Genomic DNA, 21,253 nt, shown 5'->3' on the forward strand with positions numbered 1-21,253 from the left:
TGACATCCGTTACATCCGTTACATCCGTTACAGAATCCGTTGCCGAACTTCCTTCTTCCTTCTTCCTTCTTCCTTCTAAAAGAGTACAAGCTTTAACTAAATTGTCAATATCTAATTCTGTATTTCCCAGGCTGATAATAAATGTTAAATGTCGGGGCATGGGAAGTTCTGCGGTAACGGCGAGTTGAGAGTGCAGAATTTCATCGGCGGCAAATCCTGTGATTCCTAAATCGGATACTTTTACTGTTAGCCTGGTTCGGTCTAATGCTGCAAAACCCGGTGTATTTAACGGTTCTAAAACTGATAAGCAAGGAATTAGACTGATGCGCGATCGCGCTTTTTCTGCTAGCAGTAAAGTTTTGGTCATTAACTGTTCGCCGTGGAGTGCGATTTGTTGGCGGGCTGCGTCTAGGGATGCTAATAATAAGTAACTCGGACTGGTAGATTGTACTAACTGCAATGCTTTATTTAATTTTTGGATATCTATGCGATCGCCCTTGATGTGAAGCATCGATGCTTGTGTCATTGCACCGAGGGTTTTGTGGATTGATTGTACAGTTAAATCGGCACCGGCTGATAGTGCCGGTTCTGGCAAGTTTGGATGAAAGTTAAAGTGCGCGCCGTGGGCTTCGTCTACTAATAACGGTATGTTGTATTGATGGGTAATTTGGGCGATCGCCCGCAAATCTCCGCAGACGCCGTGATAGGTTGGGTAAACTATCATTACCGCTTTCGCGTCGGGATGTTGTTCTAATGCTGCTGCTGTGGCTTCTGGGGTGATGCTGTTGGCAATATCCCAATCCGAGTTGTACTCTGGATTGACAAAAATCGGAATTGCACCCGATAAAATTAAACCTGAAATCGCCGAGGAGTGGATATTTCGAGGCAAGATAATTTTATCGCCGGGGCCGCAAGTCGCTAAGATGGCGGCGATAATTCCGCAAGTCGAACCGTTAGCCAAAAACCGAGTTGATTTTGCTCCAAAAGCTGCGGCGGCTAAGTCTTGAGCTTCGGCAATTGCACCTTCTGGATTAAAGAGATTGTCTAACTCCGGCAATTCGGGCAAATCCGATCTAAATACTGCCGCACCGAATAAGTCAATTAGGGGTTGAGAGATTCCTTGTCCGCCTTTGTGTCCGGGGGCATAAAATGCGGCGTGTGGGTGATTTGTGCGATCGCGCAAGGCATTTAATAGAGGCGTTTGTTGTTGAGAGTTGGCTGGTGACACGCTTAATCCTGATTGCTGTATTTGATATCTAAGTAGAGCGGTATCAAAAAACCATAATATCTTGTTGTAGGGGGGTGAGCCAAGGTCTTTACTTTCACGCCGTTTATTTCTGTACTCACGCGCCCTCGCCATCTAATGTTTATTTGTAACCACATACTTAATTTAATACCAAAGGAATAACTTTCTCTGGAAGTAACAATTAATTATAGTTATTTAGATAGATGTCTCCGCCGCAATCTTTAGTTTATAATTCTGATATAGAACACTACCACAACTCAGTTATCTTTGTTATAAAATATAGCGAGTAGTTGCGAGCAAATGTTTTTGAAACACCTCTATTAGCGAGCAAAAAACTAACATGATTTATCCCACTCCAGATCCATTTCCAGGCCCGCAGATTCCCACCACCGAACCGGGGCTGCCGACTATACCCGCATCGCCACCAGTGCCGGGCCCCGTTCCCGAACCGATTCCCGGACCAGTACCGGAGCCGGTTCCTGCGCCAATTCCCCAGCCCATTCCTGAACCGGTGCCGGAAACTGTTCCCTCTCCAATTCCTCAGACGGTGCCAGGGCCTATTCCTCAGACAATCCCTGAACCTATTTAAATTATGTTTTAGTCGATCGCGAAATTTAAGATTGTTTGTCAGGTCGATCTCAAAAACCGGGTTTCTCCAAAGTCGCCAATCTTTTTGTTGAATATCCGACTTGAAAAAACTCGGTTTTTGCCTAAATTATCAATTAATTGAAGTTGAGCGCAGTCTCTTTACAAAGGTCAACAGCCTCCAAATCAGTGGATTTGCCGTCAGAGTATTCGGCCCTGACATCAAAAACACAGCCCGCATCCGAGCCGCCGTAGTCAGCTTGATTCCACTCAAAATCTGCCTTTTCCCGATCGGCAATCGAGCCGTCTAGCTCGTTTTCTCCCCAAGTATCCTTATCGGGAGCAGAAATATAAACGGCTGTCATCGTCTTGCCGCTGTTGTTAATCACCGAAACTTTGACCATCTCAGCGAAAACGCTAGCTGCTGTCAGCGCTAACAGGGGCAGCGAGAGCCCCGCAGCGATCGTTACTTTGCTTAACAACTTGTTAATCATTTACCTATCTACCTCAAGTTAGATATTTATTCAAGCTTAGCTGTAGAAGTTAGAAGGGACAAGTCAGATATATTGCTATTTCTTATGATATTTTGATACAGTGATATGTTTCTAAATACCTATGCTCACCGCCGGAATTGTCGGATTGCCTAATGTTGGCAAATCTACCTTGTTTAATGCTTTGGTTGCTAATGCCAAGGCAACTGCTGCTAATTTTCCTTTCTGTACGATCGAGCCAAATACCGGTATCGTGGCAGTGCCAGACGAACGGTTGAAGGTGCTGAGCAATATTTCCAATTCCGCGCAAACTGTGCCGACGCGGATGGAGTTTGTGGACATTGCGGGTTTGGTGAAGGGGGCGAGTCAGGGGGAAGGACTGGGAAACCAGTTTTTGTCTCACATTCGGGCTGTAGATGCGATCGTCCACGTTGTCCGCTGTTTTGACAATGATGATATCATTCACGTTGCGGGTTCTGTCGATCCCCAGCGAGATATTGACATTATCAATCTCGAATTAATTTTAGCAGATTTAGCTCAAATTGAACGCAGGCTCGATCGCACTCGCAAGCTGGCCCGCAACAACAAGGAAGCTCAGGCAGAAGTGGATGTACTCGAAAAATTAGTCGCGGTTTTGAATGCGGGGAAACCGGCGCGGCAGTACAATTTCACAGATGAAGAAGCTGAATTAGTTAAAGGTTTGGAATTACTGACTAACAAACCAATTATCTATGCTGCTAACGTGTCTGACGACGATTTAGCAACTGGAAATAGCTATGTCGAACAAGTGCGGGAAGTAGCAGCTAAAGAAAATGCTAAAGTTGTCATAGTTTCGGCGCAAGTTGAGTCAGAATTGGTGGAGTTATCCGAGGAAGAACGAACGGATTTCCTAGAATCTCTGGGAGTAAAAGAAGGTGGCTTGAAATCTCTGATTCGAGCTACTTACGAATTATTGGGTTTGCGGACTTATTTTACTAGCGGGCCGAAAGAAACTCGCGCTTGGACGATTATCGCGGGAATGTTAGCACCGCAAGCTGCGGGGGTGATTCACTCGGATTTTGAACGGGGTTTCATCCGGGCCGAAACTGTAGCATATGAAGATTTGGTTGCTACGGGCGCGATGAATGCGGCTAAGGAAAAAGGCTTAGTTCGCAGTGAAGGAAAAGAGTATATTGTACAAGAGGGGGATGTGCTGTTGTTCCGATTTAATGTTTAGCTTTTTTAAGGAGATGAACACATGGATATCGTTTCGCTGGCAATTGCTTGGCTGGTAACTTCGGTGAGCTTTTTTATTATTTCCAAGTTGCCCATCGGGGTGGACATTGACACTTTTGGAAAAGCGATGGTTTCGGCTGCCGTTTTTGGATTGCTGAATGCTTTGGTGCGGCCGCTTTTTGTGGTTTTGGGTTTTCCATTTGTGTTGGTAACTTTTGGTTTGTTTATGATTTTGATTAATGCTGCTATCTTTGGATTGGCGGCTTGGCTTGTCGAAGGATTTCGCTTGCGGTGGGGAATTTGGAGTGCTTTGCTGGGGGCGATCGCCCTCGGTTTTATCAACTCTTTGCTCTATCAGGTGTTGAGTACGCTGCCAAGTGTAAGGTAGATCGAGGTAACGCGGTAGAGGCGGGTTTATCTATCTTGTTAGCAATACCAAATATCTCTAGTTAACTGGTTCCTAGGCTCTGCCTAGGAATCAATGTCCAGAGGCTCTGCCTCGCTTTCGGAGCAGTAAAATAGGAGGCAGAGCCTCCGGATATGCGTTACCAGGCAGAGCCTAGTAACGAGTAGAATCCGCCCCTAATGAGTAATCACTAATCACTAATTATCAGCAGCAAAAGCCTCTCGACGGCGAGTGTTGTCAACGGGCCAGTTTCTATTTTCCCCGCCAATAATGAGTTTTTCAATCGTTACGAATTCTTTGCTCAGTTGCTGGAAAACATTAATCAAAACATCGAGGCCGATCGCATCGCTAGTGCCCAAATCAAACCAGCAGCGAGCCCAAGAACCTTGATACTCCATTTCTCCCATATTGTGCATCAAAGCCATCATGCTTTGGTCGGCTAGATTAACATCGTAATTCATCTGGCTGATATCTAAGCCTTCATCTTGAACTTGCAAATTTTCCGCATTAAATCCTCCTAGTTTTCCCAAGAAAAACCAAGAGTCAAACACTTCTTCAACATACTGTTTTTCACCGTTTGAAGGCACGTTGCTGAACTTCAGCCAAATCCAGAGGTCAAAGGGGTTAAACTCGCGAAACTCTACTTGCATAGTTTTTTGGTGTTTTTATAGTGGTGGTAAGGCTGTCGGCCCCCAGACTCCATCTGCATCTCTAATTTTATCGCGCATCGGGTCGCAGGCGCGAGATTGGCTGTCGAGACGGTTGCGGGTTCTGCACTGCTGAAAGAAGATTTCGGCTACTAAACTGCGTGGCAGTTGGTCGGGTTTTGCTAAGGCTGCGTCGAAGTTTTTTCGGGCTTCCTCAAGTAAGGTTTTGTTGCCGTCTTTCCCCTGGGATTGGGAAAACAAGATTTGTGCTTTGAGATAGAGAACTTCTGGATTATTTGGGGTTTCTGCTAGCGATTTGTTCGCAAATTCTAAAGCGCGATCGTACTTTTTCAAGTCTCGATAGCCTACTGCCATGCCGCGATACGCTAAGTAGCGGGGAGAGGCTTTTTGTTCCAGTCTTTGAATGGCTTCGTTGGGGTTGGAAAAGGGCAGGTTTGTGGCTAGAATTAAGTCCATGTAGCCTTTGATCAGGTTAAGTTCGGGGTCGTTGGGCGCTATTTTATCGGCGGCCTCTAGGTATTGAAATACTACTCGCAATTTACTCAAAGCTTGGGGCGCGCCTTTGGCTGTTCCTTCTTTAGCTATAATGTGCGACCCTTCTAGAAAGTGACCTGCTGCTGTGTAGATGTTGCCGCGCAATGGATTAGTTTTAGTCAATTTTTCGCCGACTTCGCGGGTTTTTTGTGCGTAGGAATTCATCGAGTTTAAGTCCTGCTCGATGTATGAGAGGGAGGCTGCCATTGCATAGGCTAGCGGCTCGTTTGGTTCCGCTGATAGTGCTTGTTGAATTTGAGTTTTTGCTTGTTTGTAGTTTCCTTGCTGAAACATTGTTTTGAAAGCGGTTTCGGTATTGGGGCCGATCGCCTGCGGGTTGCTGTTGCGAAAGGGATCGCCCGCTACTGCCGAGTTAATGCAGATGCTGAGGGCGATCGCTCCTGCACAGGCGATCGCCCGCACTGTCTGTTTAGAACTTAACATTTGCTTGCCCAGCGATGCTAAAGGGGTTTTCGTCATCGTCAATTCTCTCAATGGAATATACTGTAAACTAGAAACAAGAGAGTTAAATTTTCAGACTCTCGGGTTGCGACCAAAAAAAGAGTGAAATTTGCTTGATTTTTTCTAGATGTTGCGGTATATTTTAATAATGGAAGTGTGAATTTTAATATATAAACGGAATAATTTCCATTATTAAAATATACCATGAAAAAACAGAAAAATCAAACGCCAATCCTGAAAAAAAGGGAATTTTTGTTAAGATTTCTGTAAAATAATTGTGTGCGATCGGCAACAACCAGAAACAGCCTTAACTATTAATAGCACAAATCCGTTAAATCCATTAAATCCCGTACACTGTTAGTTAGCGAACTTCCTTCTCCCCAATTACCAATTGCGTTAATGCTTTATCTAAAAAACTTAGTATATCATCCTACAGCCTGTCCGAATGCTATTCTGAAAAATATTAACTTAGAACTTCCCTCGCAGCAAATGGGGCTGATTGTCGGTCGCAGCGGTTCTGGCAAAAGTACGCTATTAGAAATATTAGCAGGTTTAGCAGAAAAAACTAGCGGCGACATCCGTTGGCGGGAACAAGAATTAACACCGGAACACTTGCAACAGTTAGGGGGGTTAGTATTCCAGTTTCCAGAAAGGCATTTTTGCGGAGGCACAATTTTAGAAGAATTGCGACTGGGACATCCTGAATTGGGACAAGAACAAATTAACTCAGCAATGGCAGAAGTGGGGCTCGGACATTTGCCGCTGCGCGCTTCCCCCCACGCTTTGAGCGGCGGACAACAGCGGAGGGTAGCCCTGGCAGTGCAGTTAATTCGGCAGCCGCATTTGCTACTTTTGGACGAACCGACGGCGGGTTTGGATTGGTCGATGCGGCGGCAGTTGGTAAGCTTGTTGAGCAAGTTGAAAAGTCACTGGACTTTGTTGATTGTTACTCACGATGCTAGCGATTTGCTGAGCGTTGCTGACCGATTTTGGACTTTAGACCACGGGGATTTGCAGGAGGTCGATCGGGCTAAGCTAGAAGCTAAGGAAACGAGTTTTGTTAGTCATTAGTCATTAGTCATTAGTTAGTGCGGGCTAGTCTATCGCATTTATGAAGCATTTTTAAGTGCAGAGAATTTGCAGAGCTTACAAAAGAGTGGGAATAGAAGATGAATCAGATTACAATGCCTGTATTGCCCCAGATGAACGAGTTGTGGCAAAAAACGCTGAATTGGCAGCCGGATGAGTCGCAGCAGCAACAATTTCAGCGGCTTTATGAGTTAATTGTCGAGGGAAATCGCTCCTTGAATTTAACTCGAATTACTGAGCCGATGGAGTTTTGGGAAAAACATTTGTGGGATTCTCTGCGGGGAATTGCGAGACTGCTGCCAGCTAATCACAATTCGGCGGAAAATCCCGAATTGTCCGCCGAGCCGGTGCACAAAGCGATCGACATTGGGACGGGTGGGGGTTTTCCGGGGTTGCCGATCGCGATCGCCCTGCCGCAACTATCAGTTACGTTGCTCGATTCTACGCGCAAAAAAATTACTTTTTTGGAAACAGTTGTGCCGTCTTTAGGGATTGAAAATGCGGCGACTTTGTTGGGCAGAGCCGATGAAATTGCCAGAGCGCCACAGCACAAACAAGCTTACGATCTAGCACTTCTCCGAGCAGTTGGAGCCGCTCCTGTCTGCGCTAAATGCGCGCTGCCCCTGCTGAAAAATGGCGGTTTGGCGGTACTTTACCGTGGGAATTGGACGGTGGAGGAAGAAACGGAGTTGCAAAGGGCGATCGAGCATTTGGGCGGTAAAGTTGAGTCAGTAGAAGCATTCACAACGCCGACGAGTCAGGGGGCGCGGCACTGCGTTTACTTGCGGAAAGTTGTACAGCAGTTCGAGCGTCCCGTGCGCTAGCTATAGCAGTTTTTCAATGGTTTATAATACGAAACCAGGTTAAATAATTTCTCTCTTCTATGAGTCTCGCGTTGCGCGGACTTTGTTTGTATAGTCGCGAATTCTATTCGCCGATTATCCTAATATTTTCAATCTACATAAAACAATGTTTGTAGTTGCGCTGAAGCGAAGACAGCGCCACTACAAATCTGGTTAAACTAACCGATCGCCTGTTCGTAGCGCTTGTTAATTTCCGCCCAATTAACAACATTCCACCAAGCTTTTAAGTAGTCGGCGCGCAGGTTTTGATATTTGAGATAATAAGCGTGTTCCCAAACATCGTTACCCATAATTGGATAGTTGCCATCTATCAAAGGAGTGTCTTGATTGGCAGTCGTTGTAATCTCAAGTTTGCCTGCTTTATTGCGGACTAGCCAAACCCAACCGCTGCCAAAACGCTTAGTGCCGGCATCGTTAAATTTTGCTTTAAAATCGTCAACACTGCCGAAAGTTTGCTTAATTGCTGTTGCAATTGCCCCTGTGGGTTCGCCGCCGCCGTTGGGAGTCATGATTGCCCAAAACATACTGTGATTTAGGTGTCCGCCGCCATTGTTGCGCACGGTTGTGCGAATATCTTCAGGCACTTTGCTCAAATCTCGCAGCATATTTTCAGCAGTGATATTTTTGAGCTGCGGATATTTGCTGACAGCATCGTTGAGGTTTTTAACGTAAGCGGCGTGGTGTTTGTCGTGGTGAAATTGCATTGTCCGCGCATCGATGTGCGGTTCTAAAGCATTGTATTCGTAAGGCAAAGGCGGAAGTGTAAAAGGTCCGGGAGTTTGGGCTGTTTTTGGACTTTCTGCAACTGGACTTGCTTGCGATACATTATTTCCTGACGCTTGGCAAGCACCTGCGGTAATAGCTCCGACGGTGGCAGTCACCAAATACAAGAAATCTCGGCGTTTGAGAGTCATAAAAAATACCTAAGTGAATTATTAACTGTTTTATCTCAGATTAAAGCAAAATGGGAGCGAGTTTAGAAAAAAAGTTCGATCGCCCGAATGGATGAGACGGATGGGCGATGGTTGTGAGAGTTTCTCAAGTATAGGCTAATTGTGTGCGCGTAACTAACTCACGTGCTCCGGTTCCCCAACCCGGTTTCTGTCTCGAAACCGGGTTGTTTTTTGATTATTCTTGGGACAAGCGCTGGATGGCTTCGCCTCCAAAAAGCCGATCGGCTGCTTGAAGAATACCGGGAATTTTAGCAGCGTGGGGACTGTGGGCTAGACAGCGGCGCAAGTCTAATTCATCGAGGCGATCGGCTTTTTGGCCCGGGAACCAGTGGCCCGCATTACCTAAGAGGTTGTAGCGCATCTTGCAATAGTCGATCGTATCGTAAGCCTGCGCCAAATTCCACAGCCACAGAATCACATAAATATTAATACCTCCGGGAGTATTTTCTATAGTTGGTAAACCGACGTGCCAAGTCTTAAACCAATCTTCTCCTAATTTATTAATTGCTGCATCTTCCAACCTGGCTAATATCGGTGGCAAAATTTCATCAGCTCTATCTAACAATTCTACAGCTTTCAGATGCTCGTTAAAATCTTCAGGTTTGGCTGCGCCTAAACTTAAAGTGTGTACTTGCGGATGCGACAAGCAAAACAAATCGTTAAACACCATCGGACTCAGCGGATAGCACAAGTCTACCAATTTTTGCGGCGGGCTGTAAAGTTGACCGCCTTTGTCGGAAGGACTGATAATAAAAACGCCCATATCGTGACGTTTAGCAGCTTCAATAGCCGACCAATTAATTTGATTGATGTAGTACCAGTGCAAGTTAAGATAATCAAATTGATTAGTTTCAATTGTTTTGACAATCACATCCGTCGGGCCGTGGGTTGAAAAACCAATAAACCGAACTTTGCCTTCGGCTTGCAACTTTCTCGCCACATCCATGCAGCCGCCCGGACGCATAGACTCCTCTAGCAATTCCCACGTATTAATGCCGTGTAGCGACAGTAAATCGACGTATTCTAGTTGCAAATAAGCTAAGGATTTCTCAAATTCTTCGCGAAACTCTTGGGAGTTCGGTTTGGGGCTAACTTTCGTTTGCACTATCAATTTTTCGCGGGGAAAATTCGGAAAAATCCACCCCAATTGCATTTCGGAAGTGCCGTAACCGCGAGCAGTTTCTATGTGATTGATTCCGCATTCAATCGAGTAGCTAATCGTCGATTCTAGATTTTGTTGATTGTCTGGCGGAATTTCATTGGCTGGCACGTCTTGCCATTTGTACTGATATCTCATGCCACCGCAGGAAAAGACGGGCATGGATAATTCTGTGCGACCGAATCTGCGATATTGCATCATCATAATCAAAGTCAAAGCTATAGCAGAAGGAAGAAGGAAGAATGGAGAAGGAAGGAAGATGTAACAATCGCAAGGGTTTCACTGATTAAGAACCTCTTAATAGTCTTGGCGGTTGCTATAGGGTAAGAAACCTTGTTTTTGGTATTTTTGCGGGTGGTAACTCCCATATTCCAGCACTCTATTGAACAGGCAAGATGCCTGTTCCACAAATAGTTTTTGACCACCAGCGGGCCAGTCTTGACTATTTAGAAATCTCCCGTACTACGGGTTTTCCGTCTTTGATTTCGCCGACTAAAACCAAATCTGTACAGTCTACAAACAAACCATTTTCTAACACACCGGGAATGTTATTCAAGCTTTTTTCCATTTCTCCGGGGTTGGCAATGTCATCAAATTTGACATCAATTACCATATTACCTTGATCGGTAATTACCGGGCCTGCTTTTTTCACACCCATGCGGAGTTCGGGTTTGCCACCCAATTTTTCAATAGCGCGCATCACTGGTGTTAATGCCATCGGTATAACTTCGATGGGAACGCGAAAAGTCGAACCCAATTTATCAACCATTTTGGAACCGTCAACTACTACAATAAACTGAGTTGCGAGGTAATCAACTACTTTTTCGCGGGTGTGGGCTGCGCCACCACCTTTAATTAAGTTGAGGTGGGGATCTACTTCATCAGCGCCGTCAATAGCAACATCAATTTTGTCAATTTCATCTAGTGTTGTCAGCGGTACTCCGTACTGTTTGGCTAACACTTCTGATTGAAAAGATGTCGGCACTCCTTTGATATCTTTGAGTTCACCTGATTTTATGCGATCGCCCAATGCTTGAATAGTATAAGCTGTAGTTGACCCCGTGCCGAGTCCGACAATCATACCAGATTTTACGCGATCGGCGGCAGCAAAGCCGACTTGCTGTTTCATCAATTTTACGGGATCTTGTTCTGTGGTCATCTTGGGTACTCCTCAATAGTTTTAAGATTATACCATTTAATGAAAATCGGATTTCTCGATACCTACACTTGGGATTACAAAATTGAAACTCCTTACTGCAAACCTTTGGGCGGCACTCAGTCGGCTATTTGTTACTTAGCCGAGGCGTTGGCAGCACAGGGAAACGAAGTATTTTTGCTCAACAATACTTCCAAGTCGGGGATGTCGCGCGGCGTTGATTGCAGGCGCAGGGTGGGGGACAAATCTAATTTAGAATTGCTGCGATCGCTCGATTTTTTAGTTATAGTCAATATAGTCGGCAAAGCACTGGAAGTTAAGCCGCTTTTGGGGGGACAAACTAAATTAATTTTGTGGATTCATAACGAACCGGGCTTTGTATTCCTCGAAAAGTTTAAGAATGAGCAAGAAATCAATGCTTGCGATGCCTTTGTATTTGTCAGCGACTGGCAGCGCGAGCAATTTCACCGGCGCTTTGGGATTGACTCCAATCGCAGTTGTGTTTTAAGAAATGCGATCGCACCTTGTTTTGCTAACATTTTTCCCGATAACAGTTCTATCCTCTCTTATAAATCTCGACCGCCAATTTTAGCTTACACCAGCACTCCATTTCGCGGACTTGATATTTTGTTAAAAGTATTTCCCGAAATTCGTCAAGCTGTCCCCGGAACCAGATTAAAAGTATTTTCAAGCATGAAAGTACACCAAATAGACGACAATGATAACCAGCTTTTTTTCGGTCAACTTTACCGCCAGTGTCAGGAAACAGAAGGCGTCGAGTACGTCGGTTCCGTACCGCAACCAGAACTCGTCCGGCAACTGCGTTCAGTCGCGGTTTTAGCTTACCCGAATACCTATTTGGAAACCTCATCTATTGCCGTGATGGAGGCGATGGCCTGCGGTTGCCGGATTGTGACGAGTGAATTGGCAGCTTTGCCGGAAACAACTGCTGGATTTGCCCGTCTAGTTTCAATGTCAGGCGTGGAAAATTTTGCATCGATAACTAATTGGAAGCGGGCTGGTAAACCAGATTGGGAGGGATATACAAGGCGGTTTTTAGAGGCGATAGTCGGAGTTTTAAATGAGGGCACGGGTGCGGGCGGCGCAACTGCTGAAAATCATCTGAGACAGCAGGTAGAATATATAAATCGAGGGTGTACTTGGTCTGTGCGATCCCGACAGTGGGTAGAATGGCTGAATAGTATTACTGTACAACCTGTAAGAATGGCAGAGCAAATGATAACGGATTCGTTGGTGGATTTAGAAGCAGCTCAAGCTTATTTTGTCAAGGGAAATCGGCTGAAAGATGCAGGCAGGCTTGATGAGGCGATCGCAGATTACAAGAAAGCTTTAGAGTTTAACGGGGAAGATGTCGAATCTCACAAAAAGTTGGCGGAAGTTTATGTTTTGCAAGGAGAATTTGAAAGTGCGATCGCCTGTTGCAATCTCGCTCTTAAATTCAAACCAAATTTTGCTCCGGCTTATTTGACAATGGGCAATGCCCTGCACGCTCAAGACAAGCTGGAAATGGCAATTAAAGCTTATTTGCAAGCTTTAGAAATTCAGCCGAGATTTGCCGAAGCTAGCGCGAATCTCGGCAGTATGTATTACAAGTTAGGGCAATTGGAACAGGCAGCAAATTATTACCAAAAAGCTCTCGCCATTAATCCTAAATTGTGTTCGATTAATTTGATGATGGGCAGCGTTTTGCAGCAGCAAGGAAACTTAGATGCAGCAATTGCTTGCTATGAAAAAGTGCTGCAACTGCAACCGGGAGATGCCAGCGCTGCTGAGAAACTATCGAGTTTGCTAGCACAAAAACAGCGGGAAACTACCGACAGCAAATTTATCGAATTAGAAACAGAATCAGAGGAACAGGAACCAGTATCTGTCAACAAAGATGAAGGCTACGGCTTGCAGCCTTCGAGCATTAATTTGCCGCCAGCGCCCACCACTGAGACTTTAAATACTCCGTTTACAAACCCCGCCGAAGTTTCCGAACAAGTTACCTCGCTCAATGTTCCAGATAGCGGGCAAGTTGCCAATTTTCAAGAAGTAGAACCGTACAAAAAACTGGCAGAACAGTTTTTAGTTGAAGGTAAAATTAAAGAGGCGATCGCCGCGTGCCAGCAAGCGATCAAAATCCGACCAGATTTCATTCACGCTTACGTCACTTTAGGCAATGCTTTGCAAGCAGTAGGCAAAGTTGAAGCTGCCATTCGTTCATATTCTCAAGCCCTAGAATTGCAGCCAAATTTTGCGGAAGTGCGGGCCAATATCGGCAGTATGTATTTCAAAATGGGGCGTTTGGAAGAAGCGATCGCCCATTACCAGCAAGCCATTGCCCTCAGTCCAGATTTAGCAGGCGCTCACTGGAATTTAGGGAAAGTATATCAGAAACACGGCAACATCGCAGCAGCGATCGCCTGTTTTAAAAGAACATCCGAACTCAACCCGCAGCTAGTCGGCGCAGACTTCCATTTTAACTTAGGTAATCGACTATTCAGCGAAGGAAAGCGCGACGAAGCCATCGAAAGCTACGAAAAAGCGATCGCCATTAAACCGGATTGGGCCGAAGCTTACGGTAACATCGGCAGCGCGCGATCGCAACAAGGCAATCTCGACGCCGCCATCGCTTACTATCAGAAAGCTGTAGCTTTAAAGCCGCAATTAGAAGTTTTGCACTTCAATATAGCCAACTCTTTTTTACAACAAAACAAGTACGACGAAGCAATTACTAATTACCGCAATACTCTGAAAATCAAGCCCGATTGGCCGGAAGTTCACGCTAACCTCGGCAGTTGTTTTTCCATGCAGGGACGGCTGGAAGAAGCTTTAGCCAGTTATCAGCAAGCTTTGGCATTAAAACCGGATTGGGCAGAGGTTTACTGCCGCATGGGACACATTCAGAAACAAGATAAGCCGTTGGAGGCGATCGCCAATTTTGAAAAGGCGATCCAATGCAACCCCAAATTCAGCGAAGCCCACCAACAACTGTGCGACTTGCTAAGCCATTCCACCAACCTTGCCGGAGCCCGCAATGTAGCCGACAAATACTGCGAAAACTGCGGCGATGTCGCCCCAATCATGTCAGCTACAGCCTACGTCTTTTCCTACCTGCAATCCGGTGTCAGCAAACAAGCTATTCAGAAACTCGAAGAAATCGAAAAACTCTGCTACGAAAAGGTGGAAAGCTTTAGCGTAATCGAACTAAAACTGCTCTACGAAATCTTCCTGTTTGCAGTTTCTCACCTGCGAGACAACCGCGAAAAAAATGCCAGTTTCTACAGACTAATTGCCAAAGAATACTACAAAAAAGCCGTCCCGCTGCGGCAGCAAATTAACAGAATCAAGCCAGCCACTTACCAAATAAAACAACAGCCTTTAAAAATCGGCTTTCTTTCCAAACACTTCCGCCGCCACTCGGTAGGCTGGTGCAGCGAAGCTTTAATCCGCGAATTAAGCCGCATTACCCCCCACGTTCACCTTTACGTCACCGGGAAACTCAATCGAGATGAAGTTACGCAGCGGTTTGAAGAAATGGCGGGCAAGTTTTACTGGCCTAAAAAATATCCAAATGGCTTTGCTGATGGCGGCGAAATCTTCGCCGAAGTAGCGCAAGACAACTTGGATGTTTTGATAGACTTAGACTCGATGACAGTGCCAACAAATGTCGAAGTCTTATACCAATATCCTGCGGGAATTTGCGTTTCTTGGCTAGGATTCGACGCACCATACATTTCAGATAATCACTACTTTCTGTGCGACGAACACACTCACCCCCCTGGTGTTGAAAAAAATTACTTAGAACAATTAGTGAGATTGCCTGTTTGTTCCGTAGCAATTGGCGAACTGCAAAGCATTCCTGTGAATCGAGAGGCGATTAGAAATGCTCTCGGAATTGGCTTGGATAAAATGACTTATCTGTGCGTTGCGCCAGGGAGAAAAACCAATCCCGAAATGGTACGAGCTCAAGTTCAAATCCTTAAGGAAGTACCAGAGAGTTTGTTAATCCGCAAAGGTCAAGGCGACCCCGATGTTATTCACAGCACTTACCGCGAAGAATGCGAAATTCAGGGAGTAGATTTTGCTCGGATTAAGTTTATAGGGCAAACCAGAAGTGAGGAAGAACACCGGGCTATTTATTATGTAGCCGACGTGCTTTTAGATTCCTATCCTTACAACGGGGGAACTCACAATTTAGAGGCTTTGTGGGCGAATTTGCCAGTGGTAACTCGATCTGGCGACCAATATCTTTCGCGGATGGGTTACGCTTTTATGAAAAGTGCAAATCTTGATGTTGGTGCGGCGTGGAGTTGGGAGGAATACACGCAGTTGGGAGTTAAGTTTGGCCGCGATGCGGGTTTGAGAAATGCGGTGAAAGAGCATTTAGTAAAATCTAAGCAGCCAGAACATCTCGCCCCTTTGTGGAATCCTAAAAAGTTGGCTGAGGATATGTATGAGGTGTTTCAAAAACTGTTAGCTAAATAGGTTAGTCAGTAGTCAGCAGTCATTAGTCATTAGTCATTAGAAGGAAAAATTTCCGCATCTCCCACTCTTCTCCTCTTTCTGTGAAGTCTTGTAACAATCGTCGTGGAAATGCGTAAAAATTCCGCGCCGAATCTGATTAATAGATAGCTAATTCATAGTACCGCGATCGCACTAACTTTATGCCAGTTAGGGCGATCGTTTTTTTAGTAATACCAGTTTCAAAAAAAGAATGCAACTGTAGACAAGCTCCAAACCAGCAGCTTCATCAGTAATTCCCAAATCTAAAATCTAAAATCTAAAATCTAAAATCTAAAATAACCTGACTACTCACTAATCGCGATCGCCACTCGATCTCGCCCGCCAGACTTAGCTCGATAAAGTGCCTTATCCGCCGCTTCTATTAGCATTTTCGGGGAATGTTGACTTTCCGAAACGCCCGCAACTCCCAAGCTGAGAGTCACGCAATCGCTGACAACAGACTTGATGTGGGGAATTGCCAAGGCTTTGACGCGGCTGCGGATTCCCTCAGCAACAGCCTGTGCAGCCACGAGATCCGTATTTGGCAAAATTATCCCAAATTCCTCGCCGCCGTACCTAGCAGCCAAATAGAGGCGTTCTGCAGGTGCGTTCGTGCAAGCATCCCCGATCGCCCGCGCCACTTGCTGCAAACAAGCATCCCCGGCTTGGTGGCCGTAATTGTCGTTGTAAAGTTTAAAACAGTCAATGTCGCACATAATCAAAGATAGCGGTTCCGAAGAGCTAGACTGCTCCCATTCCCCGTTTATCACCTCATCAAACCGGCGGCGGTTAGCTAATTGAGTCAGACTGTCCAAATTCGCCAACGCGTCCAACCGCTGGTTAGCACCAGCTAACTGTTGGTAAAGTAAAGATTGTTCGATCGCGATCGCCACTTGAGTACCCAACTGACTCAGCAAATCCATGTCAAACTGCTGCCACTGGCGGGGTCCCGAACAGTGGTGGGCAATCAGCAAACCCCACAACTTCGGCACTTGACAAGAACCGTTACCTTCCCTAGGTTCCATTCCCTGCTGGACAATCGGCACTACCAAATTTGCCTTCACCTGACACGCCGCCAAAAAATTAAGGTGACACTCGCTCAAATTAGAAGCATGAACATCCTCTATGGCGCGAATGCGGCCCATTAAATACTGTCCGATGTAAGTATTAGCAAAACAGCAATCGTCAATTGGCACCCCCTTCAGTGGAATCCATCCTTCTCCAACTGACTCCACCACCACATCTCCGTTCCAGTCGGGTCGGAAGCGGAAAATCAGGACGCGATCGGTTGCCAAAAACTCCCGGACTTCCGCTACTGTAGTGTTGAGAATATCTTGGAGATCCAGAGAAGAACGGATGCGCGATTGAATCTGTGCGATCAGGCGTTCCCGTTCTATTTGTTGCCGCAGCGCTACTTGGGCTTGCTTACTTTTAGTAATGTCCCGACCTTCCGGCAGCAGCAATACTATTTTGCCAGTTTCATCCGCGACCGGTTTGAGAGAAAAATCAACAATTGCCGTCCGATTTGCACCTTGAAGTTCCACTTCGTAGCGAACAAATTCACCTTTTGCCGATCGAGAAATCGCATCTTGCAACTGTTCCCGAACTTCCTCAGAATCTCCCCACCACGGCAACAGCCAAAACGGTCTATTTGCCACATCCCGCAGCTTAATTCCCGCGAAATCCAGAGAAGTTCGGTTAGCTTCCAGCAGAGTGCCGTCCGGTTTCAACAAGCTCACAAATTGGAAAGAAGAATCAAAAATTGCCCGAAAGCGCCTTTGAGAATCTCCCAACATTGCCGTCACCTTTGCGCGAGAGGTAATATCGCGGAAGCGCCACACCCTGCCAATAATATTTTGTCCGACTCGAATCGGCTGCGTGTAGCGCTCAAAAGTTCGGCCGTCTTTAAATTCAATAATATCGCAGCCTTCGGACTCCGCATCGCTATAAATTTCTTTAACTCTCTGCAAAAAAGCGCTCGGATCTTTAACTTGCTTGGTGAGAAATGTCAGCCGCACCGTTCTATCCATTGAGTTTCTAACTTCTTCATAAATTCCCCACATTTGGACTAACTTTTCGTTAAAACTAATCAGTTCTCCGGCGGTAGTAACGGCGAGGATGCCGTCTGCCGTTGCTTCCAAGGTAGCGTGCAGCAGAGAGCGCGATCGCTCTAATTCTGCTGCGATTAATTTGCGTTCCGTGAGGTTTCGCACTGCTTTTACCTGCACTAAACGACCTTCCCACAATACGAATTTGCTGCGCACATCAGCGGGAAAAGCAGTTCCGTCTCGCCTGAGAAAAATAGTTTCACAGACTGTATTGGTGGCTGCTGAAATCATTTGCGCCGCTTGTTTGTATGATTTCGGCGACAGCAGTTCCAGCAAGCTCATTCCGGCCATTTCCGCAGGTTCGTAACCGAACAGCTCGGCAAAATTGCTGCTGACGCTCAAAATTGTGTCGCGGTCAGCCACGGCAACTGCTTCAAAATAAGCTTCGGATTCAAGCAAGCTCGGTACTACTCTATTCCTGCCATTTTCGCGGGAGTAGCTGTTGCTAATTAGCTGTTTCAATTGCATATTTGCCGAGTACAAAGCGGCCATAGCTTGCCGGTACAAGGCAGTACGTTTATCGACTTTTTCTGCGAGGCAATCGCGATATTCTCGCAGTTCTTTTTCCACTCGAATTAAATCAGTAATCTCTACTGCAAACACGATCACGCCAGCAACTTTACCTGTTTCGTCGCGGTAAGGTATTTTATCTGTCCGCACCCAGCATTTTTGACCCGAGACAGTTGGCAGCAGTTCGACTTTACCCTGTTTGGGAAGACCGGAATTGATTACTTCCAAATCTTCTAAATAATATTGCTCTGCTTCATCTGGATATATTTCATAAAAAGATTTACCTTCTAATTGAGCTGCGGGCAAACCTCTCGATGCAGCGGCAGCTTGATTAATTCGCAGCAGGCGGCTTTCGGTATCTTTGTACCAAATCATCGCCGGCACGGAATCAAAAATAATTTGCTGTTCTTGTTGCTGCCGGCGCAGTTCTGCTTCTGCTTGTTTTCTTTTAATTATTTCTTGTTGCAGTTTTTGGTTTGCTTTTTTGAGTTCAGCAGTGCGTCTTTCTACTCTTTCTTCTAGTTGGTCGTAGTATTTGGTCAGCAAGTTTTGCTGCTGTTCGCGTCGCATTGCTTCTAATTTAAAGCTTTCGCTAACTGACAAACTTGACGATACAAAATCTGCTAATATTTGGGTAAATTCCTGTTCTTCTTCCGTCCAATCGCCGTCAGAACCGTGGCGTTCGGCGCTGACTATTCCCAACCTTTGACCTGCCAGCACAATCGGTACGTTTAACAGGGAAGTCGTGGTGCCCCGATCGGCAAAATAAGGACCGACAAGTTCTCGCGTTCTCGGGTCATTTTCTGCTGCCACAGTTGCGATCGCACTTGCGGAGCTTAAAGCTTGAAAATATGCCGGACAGTCGGCGGCTGTGATGATTATTTGTACGGAATGGAGTTTAGTATTTTGTTCGTAAAGGTCGATGCAGTGAAGATGCGTTTTGTCTTCGCCGTACAGCCAAATACTGGCTCGATCGCAGTTGACAATACTGACAGCAGTTTCTGTTACTTCGCGGATGAATCCTTCTAGATTGTGGCGTTGTTTAAGTTGACTTTTGGCTAATTTTGCGATCGCCCAAGTTGGACTGCGCCAATTTTCTCTCTGTTTGGGCGGCACCGATAGCCTCGATGATTGCGAAGCGGTTTTAATTTCTTCGCAAACTAACAGTACAGCCGGCAGTTGGAAATTGGCAATTGAGCGACCATTGGTATTTTCCTCTATTTTCCAGTCAACCGCAAGCATTGCGCGCGCGGTTGCTTTTACCGCGATAATCCTGCCGTCTTTGCAAGTCAAATTACCTTCCCAACAGGCAATTTTTGGAGTTGCCGTACCGTTTTCCGGCTGGGCCAATCCGGCAAATTCTGCCTGCATTTGCCCTTGCTCTTGGCAGTAAAATATGTTAAAAATTGAATGACAAATTAATTCCTGCGATTTGTAAACGAGGCGAGACTCGCCGAATTGATTGAGCGAAAAAATTCTTCCCAAAGCGTCTAGGACGAAGTAAATGCCAGGAAAATTGTCGTAGAGAGTTAGATACCAATCCTGTTCGACTTGTTGACCGTACGAAAGTTTGGCTGCCGCGAGCTCGCCCTCCGTGTCGGTTAAGTGAGAATTGTTGGTTTCTGGGTTGCTTGAATTACTTTTTTTAGCAAACACTTTTAGCTTAACTCGACTGTAATTAATTTTACTTTCTGGAATTTAACTTTCTTGTGAAACTAAATTAAACCTGTTGTTTGAAAAAAGTTACAAGTTGTAATAAATTTACAACTTGTCCAGCACCCTGCTTTTCGCTTCCCAATGCAACCACTTTGTTTGTAGTTGGTAGACCGTCTGCCGGCGATATTTCCCGCTAGTTGCAATGCCAGCAGGTTTAGCTGCAATTACCCGGTCTGTACTTTTAGCATCCCAGACAATCGAAAAAAACGGCAATCAATAGTTTTAAGTATATATGATAACACTCAAATACCTAGTATTGGGACTGACTTACTTGGGATTCGGTTTGGGATATTTGCCGGGACTGCGGATGAACCGGGCGGCAGTTGCAATTGTTGGGTCAGCTTTTGCGGTGGCTTTGGGGATACTGGACCTCAAAACTGCTTGGGAGGCGATCGACCCAGGTACGATCGTTTTTTTGCTGGGAATGATGATCGTTAATTCGGCTTTGGGAGCATCCGGTTTTTTTCAACTCGCTTTGGAGTTTTTAACTCGCTTTACTCGTTCTCCTTTCGGCATTATGGTGGCCATTACTTTTGGCAGCGGCATTCTATCGGCATTTTTTCTCAACGACACTACTGCTATTTTGCTGGCCCCTTTAACACTGAGTCTGACTCGCTCTTTGTCTCTCAATCCTATCCCTTATCTTTTAGCTTTAGCCGGAGGAACTAATTTAGGTTCGGTGGCGACTGTGAGTGGGAATCCGCAAAATATTCTCGTCGGTTCTTTTTCGGGAATTAGTTATTTAGAATTTGCCCGCTCTCTCGCACCGGTAGCTTTAATTTGTTTGCTGGTTCAAGTAGCTTGGCTGTGGTTGCTTTATCCAGAAGTGCGTTCTTGCAAATCTTTGCCGCAGGTTACCCAAGTCCGCTATCGATTGTTCAAGCCTTTACTAGGAAAAAGTTTGTGGGTGACAGCAGGACTTTTAGTAGCTTTTTTAGCGGGTGCACCTTTAGCAGAATCTGCTTGGATTGCTGCGAGTATATTGTTAATCACTAGGCGCGTAAAGTCCGATCGCATTTTGCAAGGCGTTGACTGGAATTTGCTAGTAATGTTTGCGGGATTGTTTGTGATTACTAAAGCAACTCAACAACTGGGTTTGTTGGACAATTTAACTAATTTGACTGGTACTCCCCTGAGTTTGTTGGGAGTAACGGTAATTCTTTCTAACTTAATTTCTAATGTACCGGCGGTGTTAGTTCTGCAATCGGTGATTGTCAAAACAGATACACAAGCTTGGCTGTTGTTGGCGGCGGGTTCTACTCTAGCGGGGAATTTAACTTTGTTGGGTTCTGTGGCTAATTTAATTGTAGCTGAAGTTGCAGGAAAATCAGGCGATTATTTGACTTTTAAAGAACATTTGCGGTTCGGGCTGCCGCTGACTTTCGTTACTTTGGGAATAGCTTTTTTTTGGCTGTACTAAAAGGCGATAATTCGCGCACTATCGTGTTCATACAATTAAATTTTAACCTCCCGCTTTTACCTGTGCTAACTGGATTTGTTTTCCATGAACCGCAGAGGGCGCACAGGGGAGATGATAAGAGAATAGATGAGAGCGAAAGAGGTAGGTTGAGAAATCCTTGCAG

Annotated in this window: 15 protein-coding genes; 7 read left to right on the plus strand and 8 right to left on the minus strand. The window is 45.6% G+C overall.

Going from position 1 to position 21,253, the window contains the following annotated elements:
- The coding region (locus tag QUA54_RS22675; protein WP_333416395.1) for an aminotransferase class I/II-fold pyridoxal phosphate-dependent enzyme at window positions 1–1,228 on the minus strand (1,228 nt) is incomplete at its 3' end.
- Window positions 1,229–1,586: 358 nt separating this feature from the next.
- Between QUA54_RS22675 and QUA54_RS22680 the strand changes: the two genes are divergently transcribed.
- Window positions 1,587–1,835 (plus strand): gamma-aminobutyric acid A receptor, epsilon-like protein, encoded by a 249-nt coding sequence (locus QUA54_RS22680; protein WP_333416396.1) that lies wholly within the window; start codon window positions 1,587–1,589, stop codon window positions 1,833–1,835.
- A 133-nt stretch (window positions 1,836–1,968) separates the two neighbouring features.
- On the opposite strand, the gene QUA54_RS22685 is transcribed toward QUA54_RS22680, so the two are convergent.
- Window positions 1,969–2,325, minus strand: a complete 357-nt coding sequence (locus QUA54_RS22685; RefSeq protein WP_333196709.1) for a hypothetical protein — start codon at window positions 2,323–2,325, stop codon at window positions 1,969–1,971.
- Between the two features lie 121 nt (window positions 2,326–2,446).
- Here QUA54_RS22685 and ychF point away from each other — a divergent pair, with 121 nt between their 5' ends.
- Window positions 2,447–3,538, plus strand: a complete 1,092-nt coding sequence (gene ychF, locus QUA54_RS22690; RefSeq protein WP_333365936.1) for a redox-regulated ATPase YchF — start codon at window positions 2,447–2,449, stop codon at window positions 3,536–3,538.
- Between the two features lie 21 nt (window positions 3,539–3,559).
- Complete coding sequence (locus tag QUA54_RS22695; protein ID WP_333416397.1) at window positions 3,560–3,925, plus strand: phage holin family protein; 366 nt, start codon at window positions 3,560–3,562, stop codon at window positions 3,923–3,925.
- A gap of 215 nt (window positions 3,926–4,140) precedes the next feature.
- Here the strand turns inward: QUA54_RS22695 and QUA54_RS22700 are convergent, their stop codons facing one another.
- Both QUA54_RS22700 and QUA54_RS22705 read right to left on the minus strand, forming a co-directional pair.
- Window positions 4,141–4,593, minus strand: coding sequence for a DUF3531 family protein (locus QUA54_RS22700; protein WP_242720454.1), 453 nt, complete (start codon window positions 4,591–4,593; stop codon window positions 4,141–4,143).
- Between the two features lie 15 nt (window positions 4,594–4,608).
- Window positions 4,609–5,625, minus strand: coding sequence for a Sll0314/Alr1548 family TPR repeat-containing protein (locus QUA54_RS22705; RefSeq protein ID WP_333416398.1), 1,017 nt, complete (start codon window positions 5,623–5,625; stop codon window positions 4,609–4,611).
- Window positions 5,626–6,006: 381 nt separating this feature from the next.
- Here QUA54_RS22705 and QUA54_RS22710 point away from each other — a divergent pair, with 381 nt between their 5' ends.
- The gene (locus tag QUA54_RS22710) at window positions 6,007–6,678 is read left to right on the plus strand and encodes an ABC transporter ATP-binding protein (RefSeq protein WP_172184743.1); all 672 of its coding nucleotides are present in this window, start codon (window positions 6,007–6,009) and stop codon (window positions 6,676–6,678) included.
- A gap of 98 nt (window positions 6,679–6,776) precedes the next feature.
- Window positions 6,777–7,520: a 16S rRNA (guanine(527)-N(7))-methyltransferase RsmG gene (gene rsmG, locus QUA54_RS22715; protein WP_333416399.1), complete on the plus strand. Its 744-nt coding sequence runs from the start codon at window positions 6,777–6,779 to the stop codon at window positions 7,518–7,520.
- A 197-nt stretch (window positions 7,521–7,717) separates the two neighbouring features.
- Here the strand turns inward: rsmG and QUA54_RS22720 are convergent, their stop codons facing one another.
- The 3 genes from QUA54_RS22720 to rpiA all read right to left on the minus strand — a co-directional run bounded on the left by QUA54_RS22720 (window position 7,718) and on the right by rpiA (window position 10,830).
- The gene (locus QUA54_RS22720; RefSeq protein WP_333416400.1) at window positions 7,718–8,473 is read right to left on the minus strand and encodes a Fe-Mn family superoxide dismutase; all 756 of its coding nucleotides are present in this window, start codon (window positions 8,471–8,473) and stop codon (window positions 7,718–7,720) included.
- Between the two features lie 214 nt (window positions 8,474–8,687).
- On the minus strand, window positions 8,688–9,872 hold the full coding sequence (locus QUA54_RS22725) for an aldo/keto reductase (protein ID WP_445301575.1): 1,185 nt from the start codon (window positions 9,870–9,872) through the stop codon (window positions 8,688–8,690).
- A gap of 241 nt (window positions 9,873–10,113) precedes the next feature.
- On the minus strand, window positions 10,114–10,830 hold the full coding sequence (rpiA, locus tag QUA54_RS22730) for a ribose-5-phosphate isomerase RpiA (protein ID WP_333189599.1): 717 nt from the start codon (window positions 10,828–10,830) through the stop codon (window positions 10,114–10,116).
- Between the two features lie 39 nt (window positions 10,831–10,869).
- Here rpiA and QUA54_RS22735 point away from each other — a divergent pair, with 39 nt between their 5' ends.
- Window positions 10,870–15,318 (plus strand): tetratricopeptide repeat protein, encoded by a 4,449-nt coding sequence (locus tag QUA54_RS22735; RefSeq protein ID WP_333416401.1) that lies wholly within the window; start codon window positions 10,870–10,872, stop codon window positions 15,316–15,318.
- Between the two features lie 323 nt (window positions 15,319–15,641).
- Here QUA54_RS22735 and QUA54_RS22740 read toward each other — a convergent pair whose 3' ends face one another.
- Window positions 15,642–19,610 carry a PAS domain S-box protein gene (locus QUA54_RS22740; RefSeq protein ID WP_333416402.1) on the minus strand — a complete coding sequence of 1,323 codons (3,969 nt, stop codon included), beginning with the start codon at window positions 19,608–19,610 and terminating at the stop codon, window positions 15,642–15,644.
- Between the two features lie 292 nt (window positions 19,611–19,902).
- Between QUA54_RS22740 and QUA54_RS22745 the strand changes: the two genes are divergently transcribed.
- Window positions 19,903–21,090: an anion transporter gene (locus QUA54_RS22745; protein ID WP_333416403.1), complete on the plus strand. Its 1,188-nt coding sequence runs from the start codon at window positions 19,903–19,905 to the stop codon at window positions 21,088–21,090.
- Window positions 21,091–21,253 lie beyond the last annotated feature (163 nt).

The organism is Microcoleus sp. MOSTC5, from assembly GCF_036701825.1.
GTDB lineage: Bacteria > Cyanobacteriota > Cyanobacteriia > Cyanobacteriales > Microcoleaceae > Microcoleus > Microcoleus asticus.

Bases quoted from the DNA above. Each gene is read 5' to 3' on its own strand.
- QUA54_RS22735 (WP_333416401.1), top strand. From the start codon at position 10,870: ATGAAAATCGGATTTCTCGATACCTACACTTGGGATTACAAAATTGAA.
- rsmG (WP_333416399.1), top strand. From the start codon at position 6,777: ATGAATCAGATTACAATGCCTGTATTGCCCCAGATGAACGAGTTGTGG.
- QUA54_RS22705 (WP_333416398.1), bottom strand. From the start codon at position 5,625: ATGACGAAAACCCCTTTAGCATCGCTGGGCAAGCAAATGTTAAGTTCT.
- QUA54_RS22685 (WP_333196709.1), bottom strand. From the start codon at position 2,325: ATGATTAACAAGTTGTTAAGCAAAGTAACGATCGCTGCGGGGCTCTCG.
- QUA54_RS22720 (WP_333416400.1), bottom strand. From the start codon at position 8,473: ATGACTCTCAAACGCCGAGATTTCTTGTATTTGGTGACTGCCACCGTC.
- QUA54_RS22745 (WP_333416403.1), top strand. From the start codon at position 19,903: ATGATAACACTCAAATACCTAGTATTGGGACTGACTTACTTGGGATTC.
- QUA54_RS22725 (WP_445301575.1), bottom strand. From the start codon at position 9,872: ATGATGCAATATCGCAGATTCGGTCGCACAGAATTATCCATGCCCGTC.
- rpiA (WP_333189599.1), bottom strand. From the start codon at position 10,830: ATGACCACAGAACAAGATCCCGTAAAATTGATGAAACAGCAAGTCGGC.
- QUA54_RS22695 (WP_333416397.1), top strand. From the start codon at position 3,560: ATGGATATCGTTTCGCTGGCAATTGCTTGGCTGGTAACTTCGGTGAGC.
- ychF (WP_333365936.1), top strand. From the start codon at position 2,447: ATGCTCACCGCCGGAATTGTCGGATTGCCTAATGTTGGCAAATCTACC.
- QUA54_RS22710 (WP_172184743.1), top strand. From the start codon at position 6,007: ATGCTTTATCTAAAAAACTTAGTATATCATCCTACAGCCTGTCCGAAT.
- QUA54_RS22680 (WP_333416396.1), top strand. From the start codon at position 1,587: ATGATTTATCCCACTCCAGATCCATTTCCAGGCCCGCAGATTCCCACC.
- QUA54_RS22700 (WP_242720454.1), bottom strand. From the start codon at position 4,593: ATGCAAGTAGAGTTTCGCGAGTTTAACCCCTTTGACCTCTGGATTTGG.